Annotated in this window: 17 protein-coding genes and 1 tRNA gene; 11 read left to right on the forward strand and 7 right to left on the reverse strand. The window is 68.6% G+C overall.

Going from position 1 to position 23,318, the window contains the following annotated elements:
* Window positions 1-141: 141 nt before the first annotated feature.
* The 4 genes from rpiA (at window position 142) to gor (ending at window position 4,109) form a co-directional block, all read left to right on the forward strand.
* Window positions 142-852 carry a ribose-5-phosphate isomerase RpiA gene (rpiA, locus tag MFF64_RS22085; RefSeq protein WP_099904668.1) on the forward strand — a complete coding sequence of 237 codons (711 nt, stop codon included), beginning with the start codon at window positions 142-144 and terminating at the stop codon, window positions 850-852.
* 64 nt (window positions 853-916) lie between these two features.
* Window positions 917-1,474: a DUF2059 domain-containing protein gene (locus MFF64_RS22090; RefSeq protein ID WP_099904670.1), complete on the forward strand. Its 558-nt coding sequence runs from the start codon at window positions 917-919 to the stop codon at window positions 1,472-1,474.
* Entirely contained in the window at window positions 1,471-2,691 is a 1,221-nt protein-coding gene (locus MFF64_RS22095) for an O-antigen ligase family protein (protein ID WP_238192391.1), read from the forward strand. The genes MFF64_RS22090 and MFF64_RS22095 overlap by 4 nt, the downstream gene beginning before the upstream one ends.
* A gap of 5 nt (window positions 2,692-2,696) precedes the next feature.
* Window positions 2,697-4,109 carry a glutathione-disulfide reductase gene (gor, locus tag MFF64_RS22100; RefSeq protein WP_099904672.1) on the forward strand — a complete coding sequence of 471 codons (1,413 nt, stop codon included), beginning with the start codon at window positions 2,697-2,699 and terminating at the stop codon, window positions 4,107-4,109.
* A 28-nt stretch (window positions 4,110-4,137) separates the two neighbouring features.
* Here the strand turns inward: gor and MFF64_RS22105 are convergent, their stop codons facing one another.
* From MFF64_RS22105 to MFF64_RS22115, 3 genes are all read right to left on the reverse strand, one after another.
* On the reverse strand, window positions 4,138-5,157 hold the full coding sequence (locus MFF64_RS22105; protein WP_238192392.1) for a G1 family glutamic endopeptidase: 1,020 nt from the start codon (window positions 5,155-5,157) through the stop codon (window positions 4,138-4,140).
* 16 nt (window positions 5,158-5,173) lie between these two features.
* Entirely contained in the window at window positions 5,174-6,208 is a 1,035-nt protein-coding gene (locus tag MFF64_RS22110) for a phosphatase PAP2 family protein (RefSeq protein WP_099905161.1), read from the reverse strand.
* A gap of 87 nt (window positions 6,209-6,295) precedes the next feature.
* Window positions 6,296-8,038: an adenylate/guanylate cyclase domain-containing protein gene (locus MFF64_RS22115; protein ID WP_165795795.1), complete on the reverse strand. Its 1,743-nt coding sequence runs from the start codon at window positions 8,036-8,038 to the stop codon at window positions 6,296-6,298.
* 471 nt (window positions 8,039-8,509) lie between these two features.
* On the opposite strand from MFF64_RS22115, the gene MFF64_RS22120 reads away from it, so the two are divergent.
* The gene (locus tag MFF64_RS22120; protein ID WP_099905165.1) at window positions 8,510-9,892 is read left to right on the forward strand and encodes a class II 3-deoxy-7-phosphoheptulonate synthase; all 1,383 of its coding nucleotides are present in this window, start codon (window positions 8,510-8,512) and stop codon (window positions 9,890-9,892) included.
* A gap of 166 nt (window positions 9,893-10,058) precedes the next feature.
* Here the strand turns inward: MFF64_RS22120 and MFF64_RS22125 are convergent, their stop codons facing one another.
* Entirely contained in the window at window positions 10,059-10,943 is an 885-nt protein-coding gene (locus tag MFF64_RS22125) for a sterol desaturase family protein (RefSeq protein ID WP_238192393.1), read from the reverse strand.
* Between the two features lie 2 nt (window positions 10,944-10,945).
* Entirely contained in the window at window positions 10,946-11,806 is an 861-nt protein-coding gene (locus MFF64_RS22130) for a creatininase family protein (RefSeq protein WP_099901548.1), read from the reverse strand.
* A 225-nt stretch (window positions 11,807-12,031) separates the two neighbouring features.
* Here MFF64_RS22130 and MFF64_RS22135 point away from each other — a divergent pair.
* Together MFF64_RS22135 and MFF64_RS22140 are read left to right on the forward strand one after the other, a co-directional pair.
* Window positions 12,032-12,107, forward strand: a tRNA-Glu gene (locus MFF64_RS22135).
* Between the two features lie 104 nt (window positions 12,108-12,211).
* The gene (locus tag MFF64_RS22140; RefSeq protein WP_238192394.1) at window positions 12,212-12,838 is read left to right on the forward strand and encodes a hypothetical protein; all 627 of its coding nucleotides are present in this window, start codon (window positions 12,212-12,214) and stop codon (window positions 12,836-12,838) included.
* A gap of 27 nt (window positions 12,839-12,865) precedes the next feature.
* Here MFF64_RS22140 and MFF64_RS22145 read toward each other — a convergent pair whose 3' ends face one another.
* Entirely contained in the window at window positions 12,866-14,380 is a 1,515-nt protein-coding gene (locus MFF64_RS22145; protein WP_238192395.1) for a GMC oxidoreductase, read from the reverse strand.
* A gap of 1,115 nt (window positions 14,381-15,495) precedes the next feature.
* Entirely contained in the window at window positions 15,496-17,193 is a 1,698-nt protein-coding gene (locus MFF64_RS22150) for a calcium-binding protein (protein WP_238192396.1), read from the reverse strand.
* A 593-nt stretch (window positions 17,194-17,786) separates the two neighbouring features.
* Here MFF64_RS22150 and MFF64_RS22155 point away from each other — a divergent pair.
* The 4 genes from MFF64_RS22155 (at window position 17,787) to MFF64_RS22170 (ending at window position 23,103) form a co-directional block, all read left to right on the forward strand.
* Window positions 17,787-18,830, forward strand: coding sequence for a glycosyltransferase family 8 protein (locus tag MFF64_RS22155; protein WP_238192397.1), 1,044 nt, complete (start codon window positions 17,787-17,789; stop codon window positions 18,828-18,830).
* A 262-nt stretch (window positions 18,831-19,092) separates the two neighbouring features.
* Complete coding sequence (locus MFF64_RS22160) at window positions 19,093-20,250, forward strand: glycosyltransferase (RefSeq protein ID WP_238192398.1); 1,158 nt, start codon at window positions 19,093-19,095, stop codon at window positions 20,248-20,250.
* Between the two features lie 93 nt (window positions 20,251-20,343).
* A complete protein-coding gene (locus tag MFF64_RS22165; protein WP_238192399.1) occupies window positions 20,344-21,768 on the forward strand; it encodes a hypothetical protein in 1,425 nt (474 codons plus the stop codon).
* A 30-nt stretch (window positions 21,769-21,798) separates the two neighbouring features.
* A complete protein-coding gene (locus MFF64_RS22170; RefSeq protein ID WP_238192400.1) occupies window positions 21,799-23,103 on the forward strand; it encodes a hypothetical protein in 1,305 nt (434 codons plus the stop codon).
* The last annotated feature ends 215 nt before the right edge of the window (window positions 23,104-23,318 follow it).

Consider the following 23,318-nt stretch of genomic DNA (forward strand, 5'->3'; position numbering starts at 1 on the left):
GGCCTCTCGACCAGCGGGTCGGCCGTCAGGACGCCCCGCCCGCCTTGCCGTCGCCTCAGGGCCGATGTCACGGCGGACGAGAGAGACGAACCGAGACGCCATGCCGATGTCCCAGATCCGTCCATCCCGCGGAGGCCGGCGTTGAGCCCCGCCGAGCTCAAGCGCGCCGCCGCCGCCCGGGCGGTCGGGCTGGTCGAGGACGGCATGCGCCTCGGCCTCGGCACCGGCTCGACGGCGGCCCTGTTCGTGGAACTGCTCGGCGAGACGGTGCGGGCCGGGCTCTCGGTCGTCGGCGTGCCGACCTCCGAGGCGACCCGCAAGGCCGCTCAAGCCGCGGGCATCCCGCTCACCACCCTCGATGACACCCCCGAGCTCGATCTCACGATCGACGGCGCCGACGAGATCGATCCGCAGCTCCGCCTGATCAAGGGTGGCGGCGGCGCGCTGCTTCGCGAAAAGATCGTGGCGGCGGCGAGCCGGCGCATGGTGGTGATCGTCGACGGCGCCAAGCGCGTCGAGACGCTGGGGCGCTTCCCCCTGCCGATCGAGGTGGTGCCCTTCGGCCTCGGCGCCACCACGCGGGCGGTCGCGGCGGCGATCCGCGCCTCCGGCTGCGACGGTCCCCTCACCATCCGCAAGGGCGCCGACGGCGCGCCCTTCCTGACCGATGGCGGCCACCTGATCCTCGATGCCGGCCTCGCCCGCATCCCCGATCCGGAGGCGCTGGCCCACGCCCTCGTGGCGGTGCCGGGCGTGGTCGAGCACGGCCTGTTCATCGGGCTCGCCACGGGCGCGATCGTCGCGGAGGCGGCCGACGGCCAGCCCCGCATCGTCACCCTCGGGGCGGCCTGACGCGCCGCCCGCTCATCCTCGTCACGGCCGCCCCGCACGGGCGCCGTCTTGCCGGAGCAAACCGATGTCCCCGCGCCGTTCCCGAGTCCTCCTGGCGGGCCTCCTCGCCGCGACCGTCTGCAGCCCGATCCTTGCCAGCCCGGCTCTCGCGCAGGCGAAGCCCGCCGCCCCCGCGGCTCCGGCCGCGCCGCAGCCCGCCGCCATCACCCCGAGCCACCTCGCGCTGGCCAAGGAGGTGATGCTCTCCTCCGGCATCGCCCGCTCGTTCGATTCGATCCTTCCGGCCTTCGGCGAGCAGATCAAGCAGGCGGCGGTCACCCGGCCCGAGCTGACCAAGGACCTCGCCGAGGTCATCGAGAAGATGCAGCCCGAGCTGGAGCTGCAGAAGCAGCGGATCATCGACACCGCCTCGCGCATCTATGCCAACAAGCTCACCGAGGCCGAGCTGCGCGACATCGCCACCTTCTTCCGCTCAGCCTCGGGCAAGCGCTACGTCGAGACCCAGCCCCAGGTGCTCGACGACATGGTGCAGGCGATGCAGACCTGGACCCAGGAGGTCTCGGAATACATGATGGTCCGGGTGCGGGCCGAGATGGGCAAGCGCGGCCACCAGCTGCAGTGATCGTCCGCACGGCCGGAGAGCGGGCCGCGACGCTCGATCGTCTCGGCGCGATCGTCATCGCCGCCCTGCCGGCCTGCATGGCAGCGGCGAACCGTTCGAGCCCGGTGGTGATCGGTCTCGCCGGGATCCTGCTGCTCGCGGGCGCCGCGACGGCCGGGCGACCGCTGCGGGCGCTCCTCGTCGCCCCGCTCGCGACGCCCGTGGGGATGACCGCCCTCGCCTTCCTGGTCTGGTGTGCGGTGAGCCTCGCCTGGAGCCCGCTGCCGGGCCTGTCGCTGCGCACCCTCTCCGAGTTCCTGCCGGCGCTGGCCGGCGCCTACCTGGTGGCGCGCCTCGCGCCGCCGCATCTCGGTCCGGTGGCCAAGCCGGCGGCCTGGATCCTGGTCGCGACCTGCCTCTACGTGGTGGCGGACCTCGCCTCCGGCCTGGTGATCCGGGAGGCCCTGGGCCAGCGCGTCGCCGCCTTCGCGTTCAACCGCCCGCTCCTGACCGTGATGCTGCTGGTCTTCCCCCTCACCGCGTACCTCGCGGCGACCGGCCGGCGCGGCCTGGCGGCCCTGACCGCCGCAATCGTCGCGGTGGCGGCCTGGCGCTCGGTCAGCGGCGCGACGGTGCTGGGGCTCGCTGCCGGCGCCCTCACCGTCGCTGCGCTGCGCTGGCTGCCGGCCCGGGCGGGGATCGGCCTCACCGGAGCGGCGCTCCTCGGCGCCCTCGTCCTCGCGCCGATCGAGGGCGATCTGCTCGCCCGGACCATGCCGGAGGCGCTGCACCAGCGGCTCGCCGCCAGCAGCACCCGCGCCCGGGTCGCCATCGCCCGCAGCTTCGGCGCCGCGGTCGCCGCCGATCCCTGGCGCGGGGCCGGATACGGCACCTCCGGGCGCTTCCAGGACGCGCCGGTGGCCGAGCGGATCGAGCCCGAGATGCGCTTCATGCTGGCGGTCGGGCACCCGCATAACAGCTTCCTGCAGGTCTGGGCCGAGCTCGGGGTGGTCGGCGCGACGCTCGCGGCGCTCGTCCTGGTCCTCACCTTGCGGGCCCTGTCGGCCTGGGCCACGCTCGCCCGCAGCACCGCCCTGGCGCTCCTGGCGGCGGCCGGCATCGTCGCCTTCGTGGAGCACGGCGCCTGGCAGGCCTGGTGGACCGCCGGTGTCGGCGCCGCCATCGCCTGGCTGCGCGCCCTACGGTATCAGATTGAAGCCCTAACGGACGAGCGGTGATGGCCATGAGCGGAACCGAGCACGAGCCCTTCGACGACCAAGGCTTCGACGTGGACCTGTTCGTGATCGGCGGCGGCTCCGGCGGGGTGCGGGCGGCGCGCATCGCCGCCGGCTACGGCGCGCGGGTGCAGCTCGCCGAGGAGTACCGGGTCGGCGGCACCTGCGTGATCCGCGGCTGCGTGCCGAAGAAGCTGATGGTCTATGCCGGCCGGTTCAGTGACGAGTTCGAGGACGCCGCCGGCTTCGGCTGGGAGGTCGGCACCCCGCGCTTCGACTGGGCGACCCTGAAGGCCCGGCGCGACGCCGAGGTCACGCGGCTCGAGGGCATCTACGCCACCAACCTGATGCGGGCCGGCGTCGAGGTGGTGGCCGACCGGGCGGTGATCGAGGACCCGCACACGGTGCGGCTGGTCCGCTCCGGCACGCGGGTGCGCGCCCGCCACATCCTGATCGCGGTCGGCGCCCACCCGGTCAAGGAGCCGCTGATCCCCGGCGCCGAGCTCGCCATCACGTCGAACGAGGTGTTCGAGCTCGAGACCCAGCCGGAGCGGATCCTCGTCGTCGGCGGCGGCTACATCGCGGTCGAGTTCGCGGGCGTGTTCGCGGGCTTGGGCACCCGCACCACCCTGCTTCACCGCGGCGACCGGCTCTTGCGCGGCTTCGACGGCGAGATCCGCCAGGCCCTCGGCGAGGCCTATGCCAAGCGCATGGACCTGCGCCTGAACGCCACCGTCCACCGCCTCGACCGGCGCGACGGCGCGATTCTCGCCACGCTGAACGACGGCAGCGAGATCCTGGTCGATCAGGTGCTGGTGGCGACCGGCCGGCGCCCCAACGTCGCGGGCCTCGGGCTGGAGCGGGCGGGCATCGCTCTCGACGTCGCCGGGGCGATCCCCGTCGACCGCTTCTCCCAGACCGCCGCGCCGTCGATCTACGCCGTCGGCGACGTCACCAACCGCGCGGCGCTCACGCCGATCGCGATCCGCGAGGGCCACGCCTTCGCCGACACGGTGTTCGGCGGAAAACCCTGGGCGGTCGACCACGGCCTGATCCCGACCGCGGTGTTCTCGACGCCGGAGATCGGCGTCGTCGGCCACGGCGAGGAGGTCGCGCGCCGGCTCTATGGCGAGATCGACGTCTACGAGGCCCGCTTCCGGCCGATGAAGGCGACCCTGTCGGGCCGCGACGAGCGGATTCTGATGAAGATCATCGTCGAGCGGGCGAGCGACCGGGTGGTCGGCGTCCACGTGCTCGGCCACGATGCCGGCGAGATCATCCAGGCGGTCGGCATCGCGGTGACGATGGGGGCGAAGAAGGCCGATTTCGACCGCACCATCGCGGTCCACCCCACCGCCGGCGAGGAGCTGGTGACGATGCGCACGCCCTCGGTGGTCAAGCAGCCGGTCGCGGTGGGGTGAGCCGGACCGGCCCCGCGGGGCCGATGCGTCAGAACGGCGCCCCGTCCCTTACCGTCAGCGCCCGCGGATCCTCCTTCACCCGCGCCGGGTAGGAGATCGTGCGGGCGTGGCCCGGGACACGATCGAGGGCGATCATGCGGATCAGGCTCGCGCGGGCGAGGTCGTGCTCGGTCAGGGCCGTCTCGCCGGGGCCGCGGGATTGCGCCAGGCAGGCGGCGAAGGGGAGCGACCCGTAGGCGGCGAGCGGGTAAGGGTGCCAGCCATCGGCATCGAGCGGGCTCGGGCGCTCCAGGATCCACGCGGCACTCGCCCCCGAGACGTGCCGGCCTCCCGGCGCCGTGAGGTCGAAGGCCTGGAGCATCGTGCCGGCGGTCTCGTTCTTCAGGTTGAAGCGCACGGTTGCGGGATCGAGGAGCGTCAGGATCGCGCTCACCGTATCGCCCGGCGCGATTGCGAGGCCGAGGGGCTGGGGGGCGTTGTCCTCGCCCCGGGCCCACCATTGCACCCAGCTCTCGTAGCGGGCCTCGGCACCGTCCCAGGCCTGCAGCGTGCCGATCTGCGGCAGGCTGGCGTTGCGGTAGGCGCCCTGCCCGTCGAGGCCGATCCAGGTCGAGGCGCGGGCCGGACGGCCCGCTTCCCCCGACACGGCCGGCACGCGCCAGCGCGCCATCACGCCGACGAGGCGGCGTCCGTGGAAAGCGGTGAGCGAGGCCCCCGACCAGTTCACGCTGCGGCGCACCGGCACGGAGGCGTGCGGGCGCGCGACCAGGACGTGCGGGACCACGGCGGGCCGCAGCGCCTCCACGAAGCGCAAGGGGCGGTCCGGCGGCGGCGCCAGGAAGGCGCGGCGGAGGGCGCGCGCCGCCGGACCATCCTCCGGCCGCGGCGCCGGGAGGCCGTAGGAGGCGAGAAGATCCGGATCGGCCCGCGTCGGGTCGAGATCGGCCGGCGGCAGGGGGAGAGGCCGGAGGGCGAGGGGCGGCGCGGGATTCCCGGCACTGTCGTCGGAGGTTCGGGACAGCTCGGGCGTCTGTGAGTTCCGGGGCATGGCGGCCTCCCTCCGCTCACGGCTCGTCCGAGGGCAGGACCAACTCCGGGTTGAGCTCCCGGGCGGCCGCGATCACGGCGTCGCCGAAGCGCGGCAGGTCGTAATCCCCGCGGCTCAGGCCTTCGCCGCGATGGGCCGACAGAACTCCGAAAACCGCGTCGGCGAGCCGGTGGCCGGCGGTCGAATCGCTCGGATAGTGCAGCCCGGCGATCTCGCGGTTGCGGGCGACGCGCCGGGCGAGGGCCTTCAGGGTCTCGTCGACAGGGCAGCGCTCGGCATGGGGCAGGCCGGCGACGCGGACGACAGCGGCGACGCACCGCGCCATCAGCCGCGCCTGGGTGGCGTGGCCGCTCGGGAAGGACGAGTGCCCCGGCACCGGCACCGGGGGCAGCAGGGCCGGGCAGAGGAAGGAGGGCCGCGGCCGGTCGAAGTCCTCCTTGAAGCGCAGGGCCGCGAAGGAGCCGACGAGGCTCGCGATGTGCAGCACCCGGTAGGTGCGGGGATGCGAGGCCGGATTCATCGACAGGGCCTCCAGGAAGGCGGTGATGAACTCGACGTCCTGGGCCAGGATCTCAGCCAGCGCCGAGGCGCGCTCGTCCCGCGCCAGCACCAGCAGCGTGTCGAGCTCGACGTCCTGGCCGCTCCTGCCGTTCGTCCGGGCGCGCAGGTCGAGGAGGATCTGCGCCATCGCGTCGTGGAGGGCGTCCGTGTCCCAGTCCGTCGCGGCGAAGTCCCGCAGCACCCGATAGGCGTACCAGCGCCCGGCCCAGGCGCGGTCCTCGAAGGCGAGCGACCGGCCGGTCGGGTCATCCAGGCTGCGGAAGGCGATGCGCCGGCGTGTGGCGTCCGCCCGGGTCTCGTCGCGGATGAAGACCGGGCGGCGCAAGGCGCCGATCTCGGCGCCCTCCTCCGTCACCTCGAGGGAGAACGGGAAGTCCGGCCGGTCGGGCACGAACCAGCCGCCGGCATCGCCGTTGATGCCGGCATTGCCGGTGTTGCCCGTATTGCCGGTGTTCCCGGTATTGCCCGTGTTCCCCGTATTGCCGGTCATCGCTCCCCTCCCCGATCCGACTGTCCCGGTTCAACTCGTCCAGCTCACCTTGGCGCGAGCCGGCGCCACGGCGGGCGCGGCGTCAGGTCAGTCCGGCAGCCCCGCCGCCCGCAGGTGCCCGATCCAGCGCGACTGGACCGGGTCGGCGAAGGGGCAGCGCGGCGCGTAAGCCTCGAGCCGGAAGCTCGGCTGGAGACGCATCAGCTCCGCCGCCGCCTTCGCCGCCTCGGGGAGGCGGCCGGCCGCCGCCAGGCTCGCCGCGAAGGTGCGCAGGGTGAAGCGGATGGCGCAGTTGCGCGCCACCGCGCTGCGCGACCAGGCCACCGCCGCGTCGTAATCGCCCGCGACGTAGTGGGCCTGGGCGAGCAGGCCCTCGTGCCAGAAGGTGTAGGGGTCGCTCGGCGCCAGGCGCTGGCCGGTCTCGCCGTGCTCGACCGCCCGCCTCCCGTCGCCGGCGAAGCCGTGGGCGGCGCTGCTCATCGTCCAGGCGATGGCGAGGCTCGGGCCCGCCTCGATCGCCCGGTCGAGGAAGAGCCGCGCCGTCCGCGCGTCGCGCAGGAGATAGGCCTGGACGTGGCCGTAGATCGCGAGCGCCAGGGGGTCGTTGGCGTCCCGCTCGATCGCCGCGCGGGCCCGGTCCGCCGCCGCCCGGCCGTCGCCGTCCGGATCGGGCGAGCCCATCTCGCCGACCCGGAAGATGTGCCACCAGGCCGCGTAGGCGAAGGGCGGCGCGTAGGACGGGTCGAGGGCGATCGCCTGCTGCAGGAGGCCGCCGGCCCGGGCGAAGCTCTCGGCATCCATCCGGTGCAGCAGGTCCAGCGCCTGGAGCAGCAGGTCGTAGCTCGTCAGGCTCGCGGGGTGCTTGCGCAGGGCCCGCTGCAATTCGCGCTCGCGCACATGCGGCGCGAGGTTGCGGATCAGTTTCAGGGCGATGGCGTCCTGCAGGGCGAAGACCTGGTCGACGAGGCCCTCGTAATGGTCGGCGCTGACCACCGCCCCGGTGCCGCACTCGATCAGCGCGGTGCAGACCCGCAGGGTGTCGCCGTGATGCTGGATCGTCCCGTCCATGACGTAGCGCACACCGAGGCGGCGGCCGAATGCCGCCGGATCGGTGCGCCCGCGGCGATACGCCAGGGTCGAGCCGCGGGAGATCACGAACAGGTCGCGCAAGTTCGACAGCGCCCGGACGATCCAGTCGGTGAAGCCGTCCGCCAGGGTGAGGCGGTCCGGCTTGCAGGCCCGGAACGGCAGCACCGCGATCGAGGCCCGGGCCTCGGCGCCCGGCGCGCACTCGCCGGCGCGCGGGCCTGAGCCCGTCCCGGACCGCAGGGCGTAGACCCGGACCGGCCGGGCGTGGTTGCGCAAGGGGAGCGGCCCGAGATCGGTCGCCAGCGCCCGCGCCGCGCCGCTCGCCCGGGAGAACACCGCCTCCGAGACGATCACGTCGCCGGCCTCGGCATAGGCCTGCAGCCGGGCCGCCACGTTGACGCCGTCCCCGAAGACGTCGCCGTCCTCGACGATGATCTCGGCGAGGTTGACGCCCATCCGGAAGGTCAGGCGCGCCTCCGCGGGCTCGCCCTCCATCGCCGCGGCGATGCGGCGCTGCACGGCCAGCGCGCAATCCGCCGCCGGGCCGGCCTCCGGGAAGGTGGCGATGAAGCCGTCGCCGGTATTCTTGACGATCCGGCCGCCGCAGGCGGTGATCACCGGATCGATGATCCCGGCGCGCAGGATCTTCAGGCGTCGGTGGGTCTCCTCCTCGGCCATCTCGCTGAGCCGGGTGTAGCCGACCACGTCGGCGACCAGGATAGCGGCGAGGTGGCGCTCCATGGTCCGGACGTCCTGGGGCGAGGGATCCCGGGTTAGGAGATCCTGAGCCAGGAGATCCCGGGCCAGGAGATCCCGAGCCCGAACCTCGGGAGGGGATGGGCCGCCCGCCGGCTCGGCCGGTCGCATGCTCCGCCTCATCGCGGGCGGCCCTGCGCGATCGAAGATCGAACATTCCGCAACAATGCGGCGGAGCTTTTGCTTTGATAAGCATCAATCATGGCAGCACCGATCCGGCGCGAATACTGTCATGTGCTGACAGAGAGGTCCAGTGCCGAGTGCCTATGCCGAATGCCGGAGCGTGCGAGCCGGCACGCGTGGCCGGGCGCCGATGCTGCGCCGCGAGATCACCCCGGGTCACCGCGAAGAGCAGCCCTGCGCAAGACCCCTCGCGCGGCGGGCCAAACCCCCCTATAAGCCCGGCTTCCGCGACCGACCTGACCGGTTATCGAAGAGGTGCGCGAGGAGAGGACGATGAGCGAGCGTTGGACCCCCACGAGCTGGCGGCGGCTGCCGATTCAGCAGGTCCCGGATTATCCGGATTCCGCTTCCCTCGAGGCGGTGGAGCGGCAGCTCGCGAGCTTTCCCCCCCTCGTTTTTGCCGGTGAGGCGCGCAAGCTGAAGCAGGGGCTCGCCAAGGTCGCGGCCGGCGAGGCCTTCCTGCTCCAGGGCGGCGACTGCGCCGAGAGCTTCGACGAGCATTCCGCCGACAACATCCGCGACTTCTTCCGCGTCTTCCTGCAGATGGCGCTGGTGCTGACCTTCGCGGGCGGCTCGCCGGTGGTGAAGGTCGGCCGCATCGCCGGGCAGTTCGCCAAGCCGCGCTCCTCGCCGACCGAGACCGTGGACGGCGTCTCGCTGCCGAGCTACCGCGGCGACATCGTCAACGGCATCGGCTTCTCGGAGGCCGAGCGGGTGCCCGATCCGCGTCGGCAGGCCGAGGCCTACCGCCAGTCGGCGGCGACGCTGAACCTGCTGCGCGCCTTCGCGACCGGCGGCTACGCCAATCTCGAGAACGCGCATCGCTGGATGCTCGGCTTCGTCAAGGACTCGCCCCAGTCCTCGGCCTATGCCGACCTGGCGCAGCGCATGACCGAGACCCTCGACTTCATGCGGGCGATCGGCATCAACCCGGAGACGCACCAGGAGGTGCGCCAGACCGATTTCTACACCAGCCACGAGGCCCTGCTGCTCGGCTACGAGGAGGCCCTGACCCGGGTCGATTCGACCAGCGGCGACTGGTACGCGACGTCGGGCCACATGCTGTGGATCGGCGACCGCACCCGCCAGGCCGACCACGCCCATATCGAGTTCGCCCGGGGCATCAAGAACCCGATCGGCCTCAAATGCGGCCCGTCGCTGAAGGCCGACGACCTGATCAGACTCGTGGACTTGCTGAACCCGACGAATGAAGCCGGGCGCCTGACCCTGATCTGCCGCTTCGGCGCCGACAAGGTCGGCGACCACCTGCCCGGGCTGATCCGGGCGGTGGAGCGCGAGGGCCGCACCGTCGTGTGGTCCTGCGACCCGATGCACGGCAACACCGTGACGGCGAGCGGCTACAAGACCCGGCCGTTCGAGCGGGTGATGAAGGAGATCCAGGGCTTCTTCGACATCCACCAGGCGGAAGGCACGCATGCCGGCGGCATCCACCTCGAGATGACGGGCAAGAACGTCACCGAGTGCACCGGCGGCGCCCGGGCGCTGACGGCCGAGGATCTGCGCGACCGCTACCACACCTATTGCGACCCGCGCCTCAACGCCGAGCAGGCGCTGGAAGTGGCGTTCCTGACCGCCGACCTCGTCAAGCGCGAGCGCCGGCAGCACGAGCACCCGCGGATCGAGGCGGCCGAGTAGGCCTTCTCGGACCTTCGGGATGAGACGAGGCCCGGGCTGGGTGCCGCGTTCGCGCGGCGCCCGTCCCGGGCCTTCTCGTGTCGGCGCGACCCGCCTTCCGTAAGCTCCTCCCCTTTCCCGGATCTCCTTCCACTGATGCTTCAGTCGTCCGGGGAGAGGGAGAGGCTTATGAGGACGGCCCCGGCTCCAGCCCGACAGGCCGCTCCTGCGACCGGAACGGATGGACGAGCTGGTCGCCGAACCCGCGCGGAAAGGCCGGGTCGCCGTTGCCGAAATCCTGCGGCAAGTCCCCCTTCGGCATGTAGAAGGTGCCGAAGACCAGGTCGATCATCGGGAAGCAGCCCGCGAAGTTGCTGTTGCCGCCCTGGTCCGGCCCGGTGTGGTGCCAGCGGTGGAAGACGGGGCTCACCAGGAGGTAGCGGAACGAGCCGAAGGTCCAGTCGAGGTTGGCGTGGGAGAGGGCCGAGACGCCGACGTTGAACGGAAGGAGGGCGATCAGCACGTCCGGGGAGATGCCGAGCAGGAGCGGGACGACGTCCGAGAGCGCGCCGTGGAAGATCGCGTCGACCGGGTGGAAGCGGGCCGCCGAGGTCCACTCGATCTCCTCGGAGGAGTGGTGGATGGCGTGGAACCGCCACAGCCGCATCGTGTGGAACAGCCGATGCGTCGTGTACATCACGAGATCGGAGAGGATCAGGTAGAGCGGCACCTGCGCCCAGAAGGGCAGGCCCGCGAGCGGTCCGATCCCCTCCCCGAACAGGCTGGGGAGCCCGAGCGTCGCCGGGATCCCGTTCAGCACGAACAGGCCGATGACCAGGAGCCAGATCCGGGCGTAGCCGGAGACGACCGGGATCACGAACCAGTAGCACACATCCGTGATGACGTCGGGCTTGCGCCACCAGGGCCTGCCGGGATTGCAGGGCCGGGCGACCCAGCTGACGACCGTGAACACGAGGCCGAGCAGCGTCAGCAGCAGCCAGATGCTGATCGTGCTCTGGCCGAGATTCTGGATCACGCTCCAGAGCGTGGGCGGCGTCGGAACGGTCGGCATCGTCACGATCCTTGCTTGACGGCCATGAAGCTGCGGATCTGCGCCAGAGCCGCCTTGACCTGAAGGGCGAGAAGCGCGCGCCCGCGCTCCGCCGTCCCGCGGCGGGGGTCGCCGCTGCTGCCGTCGCTGGCGAGGCCGAGCCGGGCGAGGAGGGGCGGCGTCGGACGGGCGAAGTCGACGCGCTCGGGCGCCGCGGCCATCAGCGACGCGTGGTCGGCGAGCCCGGCATGGTCCCCGATCGTCGCCGGCGTCTCGCCCTGCGCCTCCAGCCAGAGCGCTTGCGCCCGGTTGCCCGCGACGTAGTAGTCGTCGACGCTCAGCACCCGGACGCCCTGAGGGGCCCATTCGCGGTCGAGCCGCGCCGCGACTTGCCGCTGGGGCGCCAAGGAGCCGCCGTGATCGGCGATGAACAGGATGGTGCGGAAGCCGTGCGCCTTCAGGCTGCGGGCGATGCCCTCCAGCGTGCCCGCATAGGCCTCCTCGGAGACGCCGAGCGTGCCCGGGAAGACGAGGTTGCCGGTCGGCGGATCGAAGGCGCCCTGCGGGACGTAGGAGACGACCGGAGCGACGAGCGTGTGGCCCAGCGCCTCGGCGATGCGCTGCGCCGTCCAGGCGACGAGGCTGTCGTGCTTGGCGATGGCGAGGTAGGGGCCGTTCTGCTCCAGGCCCCCGCTGGGGACGATGGCGGTCGTGTAGCCCTGATCGAGGGCCTGCCGCACCTCGACCCAGGTCATGTCGGCGATCGCGATCCGCCGGACGAGGGGCGCCGGCCATGAGTGCTGCAGCGTCAGGACCCCGAAGCCCAGGAGCGTGCCGGCCGTCAGGACGGCGCGCCGGGAGCAGGGAAACGGGAGGATCGGCATGAGGGGATCGGCACGGAAGGTGCGGCGCCATCGTTCCGCGGGCCACGGGTCGGGGCAGTCGTAAACCGGAAAGCTTAACGAAGCGGCCGCATGCGACGGCCGCCGACGCGCACGAGGCCCGCCGGCGGCCACACGACGGATCCGTGACCGCCGGCCCGAGATCGCCGACCAAGAGGCTTGCGCCGGGACCGGACCGTCGCTATACCGCCGCCATCCGCCGGGACAGCTCCCATCGTCTAGCGGTCCAGGACGTCGCCCTCTCACGGCGAAAACAGGGGTTCGAGTCCCCTTGGGAGCGCCACGCGGCGGCTAAGCCGCTGCAATCTCAGAGCTGTTGGTTTTCAGGTGCTTGCCTCCGAGCGTGTGCGACATTCGCGTGCTACGGGACCAAGTACGATGTGCCGCATGAAGTTCGTTCAGCGCCGCGCCGGCCGTTACGCGCTTCGCTCTCCCCTCCCCGACGATCTCGCTGGCAAACCGGCTCCGCTTCCCTGGCCGGAGGCGTTGGCGGCTCTCGTCAATGCGCGAACCGGCCGCTTCAGGGCCGAGGTCATCCGGTCCCTGCAGATCAACGACGGCCCGACGGCCGACCGGCGGGTCCTCGCCCACATCGCCGAGGCGCACCGTCTCGTCGATCAAGCACGGCGCTTGCTGCGCGAGGGACCTGAGGCCGGTTTCAGCGCTGACCGGACCGCTGCTCTGACGCGCGACCACGAGATCCATCTCCTCGGGACGGACGAGGCAATCCGCGCGAAAGGCATCGGCCTCGACATGGGTCGTGAGGATGGCCAGGGCCCTCGCGACGGGCTTGGCATGACGCTCGACGATCTGCGGGCCTACCGGATGCTGATCGAGGAACTCGATCGCTACACCCACCAGCAAGTCGCGCAGAGGCAGCGGGGCGAGTCGACGAGCTCCTTTGTCGGCTCGTCCCATGGATCCAGGGGGATATTCCGGAATGGGCGTGGATCGTGGCGGCCGACCCGCCAGGCCGGCAAAATCAAGACAGCAGGACATCAACGACGTCTTTGAAGCCATGCAAGGTTTCTCCCAAGCCGCCTAGAAAACGGCGCCGGTCGTTGGTTCTGGGGCCAGGGATTTGGAAGCTGGGAGGCTTGCCGAGATGGCGTCCCGACTGATCGTTGCGCAGATGTGATCCGCCAGGCGAAGTGCCATTGTGACGATAGGTAGTGTAGGATTGGCGCTTCCCGACGTTGGAAACGTGCTTGCGGAAGCCACGTACAGATTTGAAAGACCGTGAACGCAGCAGTCTGGATCCACAACGCCAGATAATGGATCACTCGACATGCGTGTCGTTCCAATTTGGTGATAGCCGTCACTAGCCAGGGCTCGCACAGCGTCGACAGGTCGGCCGAGATTCGTATGATACTCTAGGTGGCCGATCCCCGCGGTACGCAGCGCGTCGTCGAGAAGCTCGTGAGAGTGGACGACCGAGTTGAAGTCCTCGGGGTGGTAGCGAAAATCGACGACAAGTTTCGATGCATCGTTTTCCAAATACGCACGACTATCTGGATTGGGTAGTTGCTCCGCGTGATAGCGGATGGAATACCGACCCGAGGCATTCGCCGCAACGATCGGGATTTTTTCACGTCGCAGCCGGGCCAGAGTCGAGATGCCGCGTATCGTTGAGGCTGGTCGGCAAACGATATTGCGCAGATGATTAATGACGTCTTCGCGCTTTCGGGTAAAAATGCTTTCTTGCATTCGTTCTGAATGAAAAATTTTGGCAATTAACGGAAAAGATGTAAGCAAAACTAGCGATGACAGCGCCCCATCACCGTGACGGTAATCATTGAGTGGCGGTGCCCTGAGCGTGAAAGCTATGTTCAGGAGCTGTTTTGCCGTCTGATGCTGTGGTGAAATTTTCAAGCGTCGCTGTGCCCAACGACCTTCTGCGTCGCAATCGTACAGGAAGCCTATGGCTCGTCTTGGATCACGAAACACGAGCGTGGCGATTTCGCCGGTCAGATGTCCCATGTAGTACTTGCCTAGCGGGGCGCGGCCGGCCGCGAAGTGACGTGGCCAAGCCCGGGCGAGAGCAAGGAGCATCTGGGTGGTCCGCAGACCGCCTGCAGCAAGCACCACACGCCGCGCGAGCACCCGCTTCGCGCCATGTGCGGAACTGACATCGACGCCGATGACATGCCCCCCCGTAGGGTCGCAAACGATGCCGAGGGCCTGGGTTCCTAGGCAGACAGTCACCTGCCGTGAGGCGGCAAGCGTACGGCGATGTGCCGTTCCGAGCGCAAAAGTGCGGGCCAGTCGCCCGAGTTGTCGGGTATCGAGATCGTCAGTTTCGGCCGATGTCGACCCGGCATCTTCGAAAATGGTCCCGCAATCGAGGAATCGCCCCGCCTCGGCATGCCACCTCGATACGTCGCCATAGGTGATCGGCCATTCGGGGATCGAGACCCACGGGCGCTCCACAAAATCGATCGGATCATAGGGAACGCAAAGCCCGCCCCAGGCCGATGACGTGCCTCCTAGGCCTGCACGGGTCGAGATATCGAGTGGGGCGTGGGTGATCTGATCGACGATATGGACAGGGTGCATCGCTGGCGGATCCGATCCTCCACCGCCAGCTTCCAAGACAACAACAGAATGACCGCGGCTCCCACAGGCGAGCGCAACGGCGAGGCCTGCCGGTCCGGACCCAACGACGCATATGTCGAACGTGTTGGCTCCGTCAGGAACTCCTTGTCGGATCGCCACAAGGCACCTCCAACCTATGAAGAAGCATATTTCATGCCAATAGACACGCAGGCAGAGTAGTTTGCAACCATTTTATGCCAATGGAGTCATATTGCAGGATCCGTAAGACACCCCAAATAAAAAATAAGAATATATGATAAAATAAAAGAAAATAACCGTTAAATGGATATCATTATTGCTGCATTATCTTTCAATAGTTCTTGCATAAAAATTTAATTATCTACGATTTATACAGAATTCACCGCGACAGACATCTTCGATCCCTGCCAATCATGGCCTGGATCTTTCAAATCTGGTCGGCCCGTCGGTGGGTTTCCTCGGCCGGGTCGCCCCCGAGGGATGTGTCTCTGGGCAGGCTGTTGAGTAGACGCATACGGAGAATTCACAGGGGGTGTGCGAGTCTGAGGCATGGCTCGGACTGTCTGTGTGATCCCGAATGCCGCCGACCTGACGCGCCTGCCATCGTCATCGATCGGGCAGGCCCTTCAAGCACATCCAGCGCGCCCACATCATCCTGCCCTCGGCCGAGCGCCTCCCCGTCCGGGTCTTCGCCCGGCAAGCGGGGGCAGCCGACCGGCCACTCGACGGATCACGGCGGTCTTCCTCGGCGAGGTCTCGGATCCATGCCTTGCACGTTTCATGCTGTACTGACAGGCGACGGCACTCACATTCACCGACAGCAGGTCCGTGAACGAGTAAGCCGAGGCCGCAGCCGCCGCTGAATCGGGCGAGCGCGGTGCGTCGCGCGTCTCCCGCCGGGATGCGTTCGACTGGGCCTGCGAGCAGAACAAGATCGAGGTTCGCCCGACCGAGCCGCGCTGCCGTTGACAATGGGTCAAGTCGAGCGGATGAACCGGACCATCAAGGATGCGGCCGCCCGGCGCTACCACGACGGCAGCCCCGAGCAGCTCTGCGCTCACTTCACCGATTTCATTGCCGCCTACACCTATAACCTCTCAGGTCACGACCTTGAAATCAGAGGCGGACAGATCCAATCCCCTGTCGAGCGTCGCGATTTGGACGGCAGCAGCGCCTCCGGCGCCGTCCTTGTCCCACCAGAGCCGCGAGGCGTCGGACTCGTAGATGAATTGTCCGAACCCGGCAGGCGCATTCGTATGTCCTGTCGTGTTGGTGGTAAAATGTCCGTCGAGGTTAGCACCAGCCACGAGGCCGCCCGTGAAAGCCGATGCCGATACCTCGATCGCGTCCTCGCCCAGGACGAAGCCGCGAATGCGGTCGATTCCTTCCCCGGCCTGCCCCAGCCTGTAAATGTCGGCTCCCGCCCCGCCCTGAAGCAGGTCGGCGCCGCTGCCGCCGATCAGCAGGTCGGCGCCGGTGCCCCCAATCAGGGTATCGTTCCCAGCCCCGCCCATCAGAGTGTCGTCGCCGTCGCTGCCGCTGAGTCTGTCGGCGCCGCCGAGGCCGGAGATCAGGTTGGCGGCCTGGTCACCGGTCAAGGTATTGGCACTGTCGTCGCCGATGATCGCTGATGACGGCGACGCGGCTGTCGCAGTCAGGGTCACGAAGACTGGATGGTCCACGACGGTCAGATCCAGGTTCCGCACCCCTGGGGCCGTCCGGGTCGCCACCGCACCTGTCAGCGGATCGTAGATCGACGCGTCGGCGGCCGATCCCAGTTGCAGCTGTACCGTCTCGGCGGAGGGCTTGATGGCCTGCATGGTCGCCTCGTTCCACACGTCCGGCTCGCGCCAGAGGGCGACGACGAACTCTCCGCTCGATTTCTGCATCAGCAGGGAGCGGACGTCGCTCGGTGCGGTCAGGGTGTAGTCGAGGGTGCCCGGCGCGAAGCTCGCCGCCGTGGCACCACCGTCGTTCAGGATCGTCTCGAGGTTGTGGAGAGCCTGAGCCGAGGGCTTGGGGCTGTTATCGCCGTAGTACAGGCCGTAGCTGTCCCAATCGGGGTTCTGCCAGTCGCGCAGGGCGAAGAGCCCGACGTTCTTCGCACCGCGGCTGACCGAGTCCATGTAGGTGTTGAGGATCAGCTTGGCCTGCGTGGCGTCGTCGACGCCGTTCGGGTTCGACCCCGGCAGCGTATAGTACCCAGTCTCGGTGATGACGAACGGCTTTCCAGGGTCCAGCGCGGTCATGTTGTCGAGTTCGCGCTTGAGCGACGCGTCCGGCTCGTCGCCACGTTGCGCGTACGAGTGGACGTTGATCATGTCGCTCGCCGACGCCATCCAAGATGACGGCCCGGCGACCGGGATGGCTGAGGTGACCGGGTTCGCCTTCATCGCCGCATAAAAGTCGGCCTGCCAGGCCTGGGCCCCGGCCATCCCGGTCTTGCCGGCATAGGTCACGCCCCAGTTGCTCGGCTCGTTCGGCCCCTCGACGAAGGACACGGACCCGGGATGCGCCTTGACGAAGCTCGCGACCGCCGCCGCGTTGGCAGCCGGGGTCACGCTCGTGTCGACCAGAAAATCGAGCTTCAGGTTCGCGCCGACGAGCGCGTCGACATAGGGCGCGGTCCACGCGTTATTCGGAGACAGCACGCCGACCCGCATCGTGTCGATCCCGGCATAGGTCGCCTGCGAGATCATCGTGCTCACGTCGGACCAATTTCCCTGCGTGATGTCGGTGTGCACGCCGAGCGCGTTGTCGACATCGTAAGCGCGAAGAGCTTTCTGGAGGGTCATGTCACGAAGACTCCGTTCGCGCGATCGACGACCCCGCGGCTCCGTCGTCGGACAGGCCGGGAGGTGAAATCGACGACGCGGGCAAGACTCGGGCGCTCCAGGCTATGCTGGATGTGCCGTGCGTCAGCGTTGTTCATGGATCGCGGTCGCGCCGTGCAAGGCTGATGCGCCGAACCGCAGAGTGTGGCTTCGAAAAGACGTACAGGAATAATTACGGACTTAACTTTGAAGAAGTCCGCAATATTGATCGCAACATAAGAAATAACTCATTTATATACATGGACGCGCCCTATAGGTCTCCATTAATTCGCCCCGCTCCGGTGTCCTGCTGCTCACGACCCAGCTGGGCAATACCCGCTTAACAATTGTGAGTTGCGGTGGCAAGCGCGCGGGTGCCGCCCGGGCCCGGCTGTCCGGCAGGGCCGGGCAGCGTGTCGGGGAAAGGCTGACGTCGATCGCGGATTTCCCGTCGGGCCGGATCTGGCGAGACAGGATACGAACTGGCCTGAGCGAAGACTGTATCGACCCGGGGGCGGGACAGCTGCCTCAGTCCGACGTCGGCGAGAAGCCGCGAGCCAACGGGAAGCCAGCCCATGAAACCCGGCTGCATCTGCTACGTCACGGATCGGAACTACCTGTTCGTCACGCTGGTCTCGGCGATGCAGGCCCGGGCTCAGGTCGCAGCCTCGCAAGCGGACGTCCTGCTGCTTGCGATCGACGACGGTCCAGAGACCGACACCTACCGGCGGATCTGCGACCAGGAGGGCATCGTCTTTCTCAACGTGGCAGCTCGGGCCGAGGCTGTGCTCAAGGATGCCCTCGGCGACATCTACCGGACGGGGTTCGCCGGTCGGATCTCGGCAGCGACGCTGGTGCGCCTGGTGATCTCGGACTTCGTGACTGGCGATTACGGCCGCATGCTGTACATCGACGGCGACACCCAGATCAACGGATCGCTCGACGCCCTGCTCCAGCGGGATCTGCCGGCCGGCCGGTTCCTCGCCGCACGCGACTATACGTCGGTGATGACGAGCGCCGGCCTCGCGGTCCCGGACCAGTTCAGCCCGAACTACGGGCTGCTCGGCGTGCCGAAGTCGCGGCGGGGCTACTACTTCAACGCCGGCGTGATCGTGAGCGACTTCGAGGACTGGAAGCATATCGGGCGCGTGGCGCTGGCGTATTTCGTCGAATCAGGAGGCAAGCTTCAGTTCCACGATCAGGATGCGCTCAACGGAGCCTGCTGGGAACAGCATCTGCCGCTCTCGAACCGTTGGAACTTTCCCCGGCAGTTCCTGCACTTGCGACCCAGGTTGAGCTACCGGCCCGAGATCGTTCACTTCATGGCCAATCCCAAGCCGTGGCACGGGGTGCTTCCGCCTTGGGGCGAGAAGGAATATCGCGTGTACCGCGACGCGATCGACCGGCATCCCGAACTGGCCGGCGACATTCCGACCCTGTCGTGGGCGCGGCTCCACGCCTACCGCCTGAAATCGACCTTCTATCATCTGCGCGACCGGTTGCAGGATCGGCAGAACGAACGCATCGCAGCTGTCCTCGACGAACAGTTCCTGGATGCGCCGCACCGTGCAACCGAACGGCTGCCGGCCCCTGCCTCGCGTCTGATGGCGCAGCCGTGAAGTGGCCTCGCGAGCACGGAGAGCGTTCCGCATTCCTGCCTCGACGGGTTGCCCGGGGCGTCGAGTAATCGTCCTGGATACGGCAGGCCGGGTTGCGCCGTCACGAATCCCAACGCCGCTGGGAGTCAGGCGCGTCCGGTGCCGCTGCGCCCCGCGATCCCGCGGAGGTGGCGCGCACCGTCCCGAATCCCCGCCCGACCCCGTGGGCCGGACCTTCCCACACTGCAAGGCCACGCTCTGCCCTGATCGAGGAGCCTCTTCGATGCGCGTTGCAATCATCCATTACTGGCTTGTCGGCATGCGCGGGGGCGAGAAGGTGCTCGAGGCGCTTCTGCGGATCTATCCGCAGGCCGACATCTTCACCCATGTCTACGATCCCTCGGCGGTGAGCGACGCGATCCGCCGACGGACGGTGAGGCAGACCTTCATCGGCGCGCTGCCGATGGCCTCTCGTCTCTACAAGAACTACCTTCCCTTGATGCCGATGGCTCTAGAGCAGCTGGACCTGCGCCAATACGATCTCATCATCAGCAGCGAGGCCGGACCGGCGAAGGGGATCATCCCGCCGCCCAACGCCCTGCACATCTGCTACTGTCACTCGCCAATGCGCTACATCTGGAACATGTTCCACGATTACAGAGCAAATGCCGGGTTCCTGAAGCGTTTGCTGATGCTGCCTGCCGCCCACTACGTGCGCAACTGGGACGCCGTCTCGGCGCAGCGCGTCGACCACTTCGTCGCCAATTCCCGCACCGTCGCCAGCCGGATCGCGCGGTACTACCACCGTGATGCCGAGGTGATCCCGCCTCCCGTGATGGTCGACGATTTCGAGGTCGTGCGCGAGGCAGAACGGGGCGACTATTACCTCATGGCAGGCGAGCTCGTCGCCTATAAGCGCCCCGACCTCGCAGTCGAGGCCTTCAACACGATGCGCCGCCGGCTGGTGGTGATCGGCGGCGGCGAGATGCTGGCCGCCATCCGGCGCATGGCCGGCCCGACGGTCGAGGTGCTCGGTCCTCGGCCCTTCTCGGAGCTGCGGCACCACTACGCGCGCTGCCAAGCGCTGATCTTCCCGGGCGAGGAGGATTTCGGCCTCGTGCCGGTCGAGGCGATGGCGAGCGGTAGGCCGGTGATCGCGTTCCGCCGCGGCGGCGCGGGCGAGACCGTGGTGGAGGGTGAGACCGGCGTGTTCTTCGACGAGCAGAGCGTCGCGGCGATCATCGATGCCGAGCAGAGATTCCGGGCGCAATCCTTCTCGCCCGAGGCATGCCGCGCCCGGGCCGAGCGGTTCGCCACCGCGGTGTTCGAGCGTCGCATGCGCAGTTTCGTCGAATCCTGCCTGCGGGCGGCTGCGGCGAGCTCGCCCGCGTCGGCTCCGCGTCCGGTCCCCGCCCCGGCCCTGGTCTCTGCCCGCGGTTGAGCCGGTATCGCCGGAGGGCCCCGCTTCCGGCATCGTTGAGGATTCCGAGGACGGCTCGGGAGCCTCGGACCAGAGGGAGCCGCGACAGGCACGATGACCTTCGAAGTAATGGGCGTACTGACGCTTGCCGCCGGCATCCTGTGCCTCCTGTACGGTCGTGCCACGGCAATCGGCCTGTTCCTGTTCTCGACCCTGCTCGGTTCGTCGGCGGCGACGATCTTGACCGCCCTCGGCTCGGCGAACGTGCAGCCGGCTCATCTGCTGCTCGGCTTCCTGCTGCTCGTCTGCTCGCGTCCGCCCTACGCGGTCCGCGCGCTGCAGGGTCTCGCCTTCCCGTCCCCGGGCTTCTGGTTCTTGCTGACGGGGATATACGGCGTATTCTCGGCCGTCTTCCTCCCGCGCCTGTTCGAGGGAGCGAGCTACGTCTTCGCCATCAGCCGCACGGCCTTCGGCAAGGCCATCCTGATGACGCCGCTCACTCCCGGCAGCGGCAACATCACGCAAACGGTCTACTTCCTGGGAAACGTTGCGTGCTTCTGCATCTTCTACGGCTTCACGCAGGACCGGTCGGGCAAGCGGATCGTTGCTGACGCGCTCGTCTTGTGCGGCATCATCAACATCGGATTCGCCGTCCTCGACTACGTGACCTTCGCGACCGGCACCGCCAGCCTTCTCGGATTCATGCGCAACGCGAGCTACAACATGCTCGACGCGACCGAGATGGCCGGCATGAAGCGCATCGTCGGCTCCTTCACCGAAGCCTCCGCCTTCGCGGGGGCGACGCTCGCCCTGTTCGCCTTCAGTTTCAATCTCTGGCTCAACCGCTACCGCTCGAGGCTCACCGGTCCGCTGTCGCTCCTCCTGCTGATCGCCCTGGTCCTGTCGACATCGACCACCGCGTATGTCGGGTCGGCGATCTACCTCGCCATCGTCTACGGCGCGAACGTCGCGCGGCTCATCGCCGGTCGGGCCGGAGCGCGGCGAGCGGCCTTCCTCGGCCTCGGGCCGATAGTCCTGGCAGTCCTGGTACTCGGGGTCGCGCACACCCAGCAGGCCTCCGCCTATCTCGCGGGCCTGCTCGACCAGATCGTGTTCAACAAGGGGGTCTCGGAATCCGCACTGGAGCGAGGGAACTGGAACAGCCAGGCGATGGTCAACTTCTTCGACAGTTACGGGCTCGGCATCGGCGTGGGCAGCACCCGTGCCTCGAGCTTTGCGATCGCAGCCCTCGCGAGCATCGGAGTGCCCGGTACGGCCGCCTATCTGTGCTTCATCGCCAGCACGATCGTGGCGCCATGGCGCGAAGCCGATGTCGAGGCGTTCGCGGTCCGGAGCGCGGCCGGTTCCGCCTGCCTGGCCATGGTGACCGCCGCCTGCATCGCCGGAACGACGATCGATCTCGGCCTGGTCTTCTACGTGCTCGCGGCGGTCGCGGCCGCGCCGCTGGCCGAGGAGCTCCGGGACCCGACGGCGGCTGCGGCGGGTGCGAAGCCGAGCCCGCTGCCCGCCCTCGCCTGAGCGCGTCGCACCGTCTGCCAGGAGGATCCCATGACTGACCGGAAGACCGGCCCTGCCCCGACGGCCCGGCTCACGCAGATCCGGTCCTGGGCCGCGGCCGCCCTAGGCCTGCTCGCGGGCCTCGCGGCCCTGCCGGTCACCGCCCGCACCGAGGCCCCCGACATCGCGGCCGTACGGGCGGCCGACGTCCTCGACTTCCTCGGCGTCAACACGCATATCGCCTACACGGACAGCCGCTACGCCGATGCCGAGAAGGTCATCGACGCCCTCCGCTTCCTCCGCATCAAGCAGGTGCGAGACAGCATCCCGAACCCCGCGATCCCCGGCAACGGCTGGTACAACTATCCCACGGTCGCTCAGGCGGGCATCCGCTTCAACTTCCTGGCAGGCAGCGGCGAGGTCGACCTGAAGGATGCCGTCGCGCGGCTCGAGCAGTTCGAGCAGCGGACCCCCGGGGCGATCCTCTCCGTGGAGGGCCCCAACGAGTACAACAACTGGCCGTTTCCGTTCAACGGCAAGACGGGAAACGAGGCCGCCGTCGAGTTCCAGAACGCTCTCGACGCAGGCTTGCGCAAGAGCCCGCTCCTGAAGCACATCCCGATGTACAATCTGACGACCTGGCCGCCCGCCTTCGGGCGCTACGACCAGCTCACGATTCACGCCTACCCCAAGGGCGGCGAGCAGCCGCGCGCGGCAATCGACCAGGACATCGAGAAATTCTCCCATGACGGCCGCTTCTTTCCGGCCTCGCTCACCGAGATCGGATACTACACACTGCAAAAGCGGATCGGCTGGGGCGGCGTCGACGCGCTTACCCAGGCCCGCCTGACGCTGAACACCGTCCTGCTGACCAAGCAGATGGGGTTTTCCTCGATCTACCTCTACGAATTGTTCGACGCCTATCCGGATCCGGACGAGACGGAGGTCGAACGGCATTTCGGGTTGTTCACCGCCGACTACGCACCGAAGCCGGCTGCGGAGGCGCTCAGACGGCTCACGGGGGCCCTCGACGATCAAGGCGAGGGTGCGCGCTCCTTCACACCCGAGATCGTGCGTGTCGGCCTTGATGTCGCGGAGGCGAACCTCCTCGTCTGCCAGAGGTCGTCGGGCGAATTCGTGCTCGGGCTTGCGGATGAGCGGCCGGTCTGGGATCCGGAGACGCTCGCGCCCCTGGCAGTCCCGAATCGTCCGGTGCGGGTCTCGCTCGACCGTCCGCGCCTGGTCGTCTCAGCCACCGATGCGATCACCGGCGAGGCATTGCCGGTGCCGGATGGCCCGGTCAACGAGATCCCGGTCACGTTGCGCGGCAACGCGGTCCTCCTCGTCGTGAAATAGGCGAGGTCAGGTTATTCCTGACGTCGCGGCCGAAAGCCCGTGTTACGGCGCTGCCGCCGCCTCATCTACATTCGGCCGGCTCCGACCCGAAGACGATCGGGACATCGGGCGCCGAACATGCCTGCACGAGCATGCGCGGTGACGGCAGCTCTGGGTTTCGATGAACGGTGGCCGTCGCGGGTATGTGACGGACCCTGATCGCTCCGTCGCGGAGG

The organism is Methylobacterium frigidaeris, from assembly GCF_022179185.1.
GTDB lineage: Bacteria > Pseudomonadota > Alphaproteobacteria > Rhizobiales > Beijerinckiaceae > Methylobacterium > Methylobacterium frigidaeris.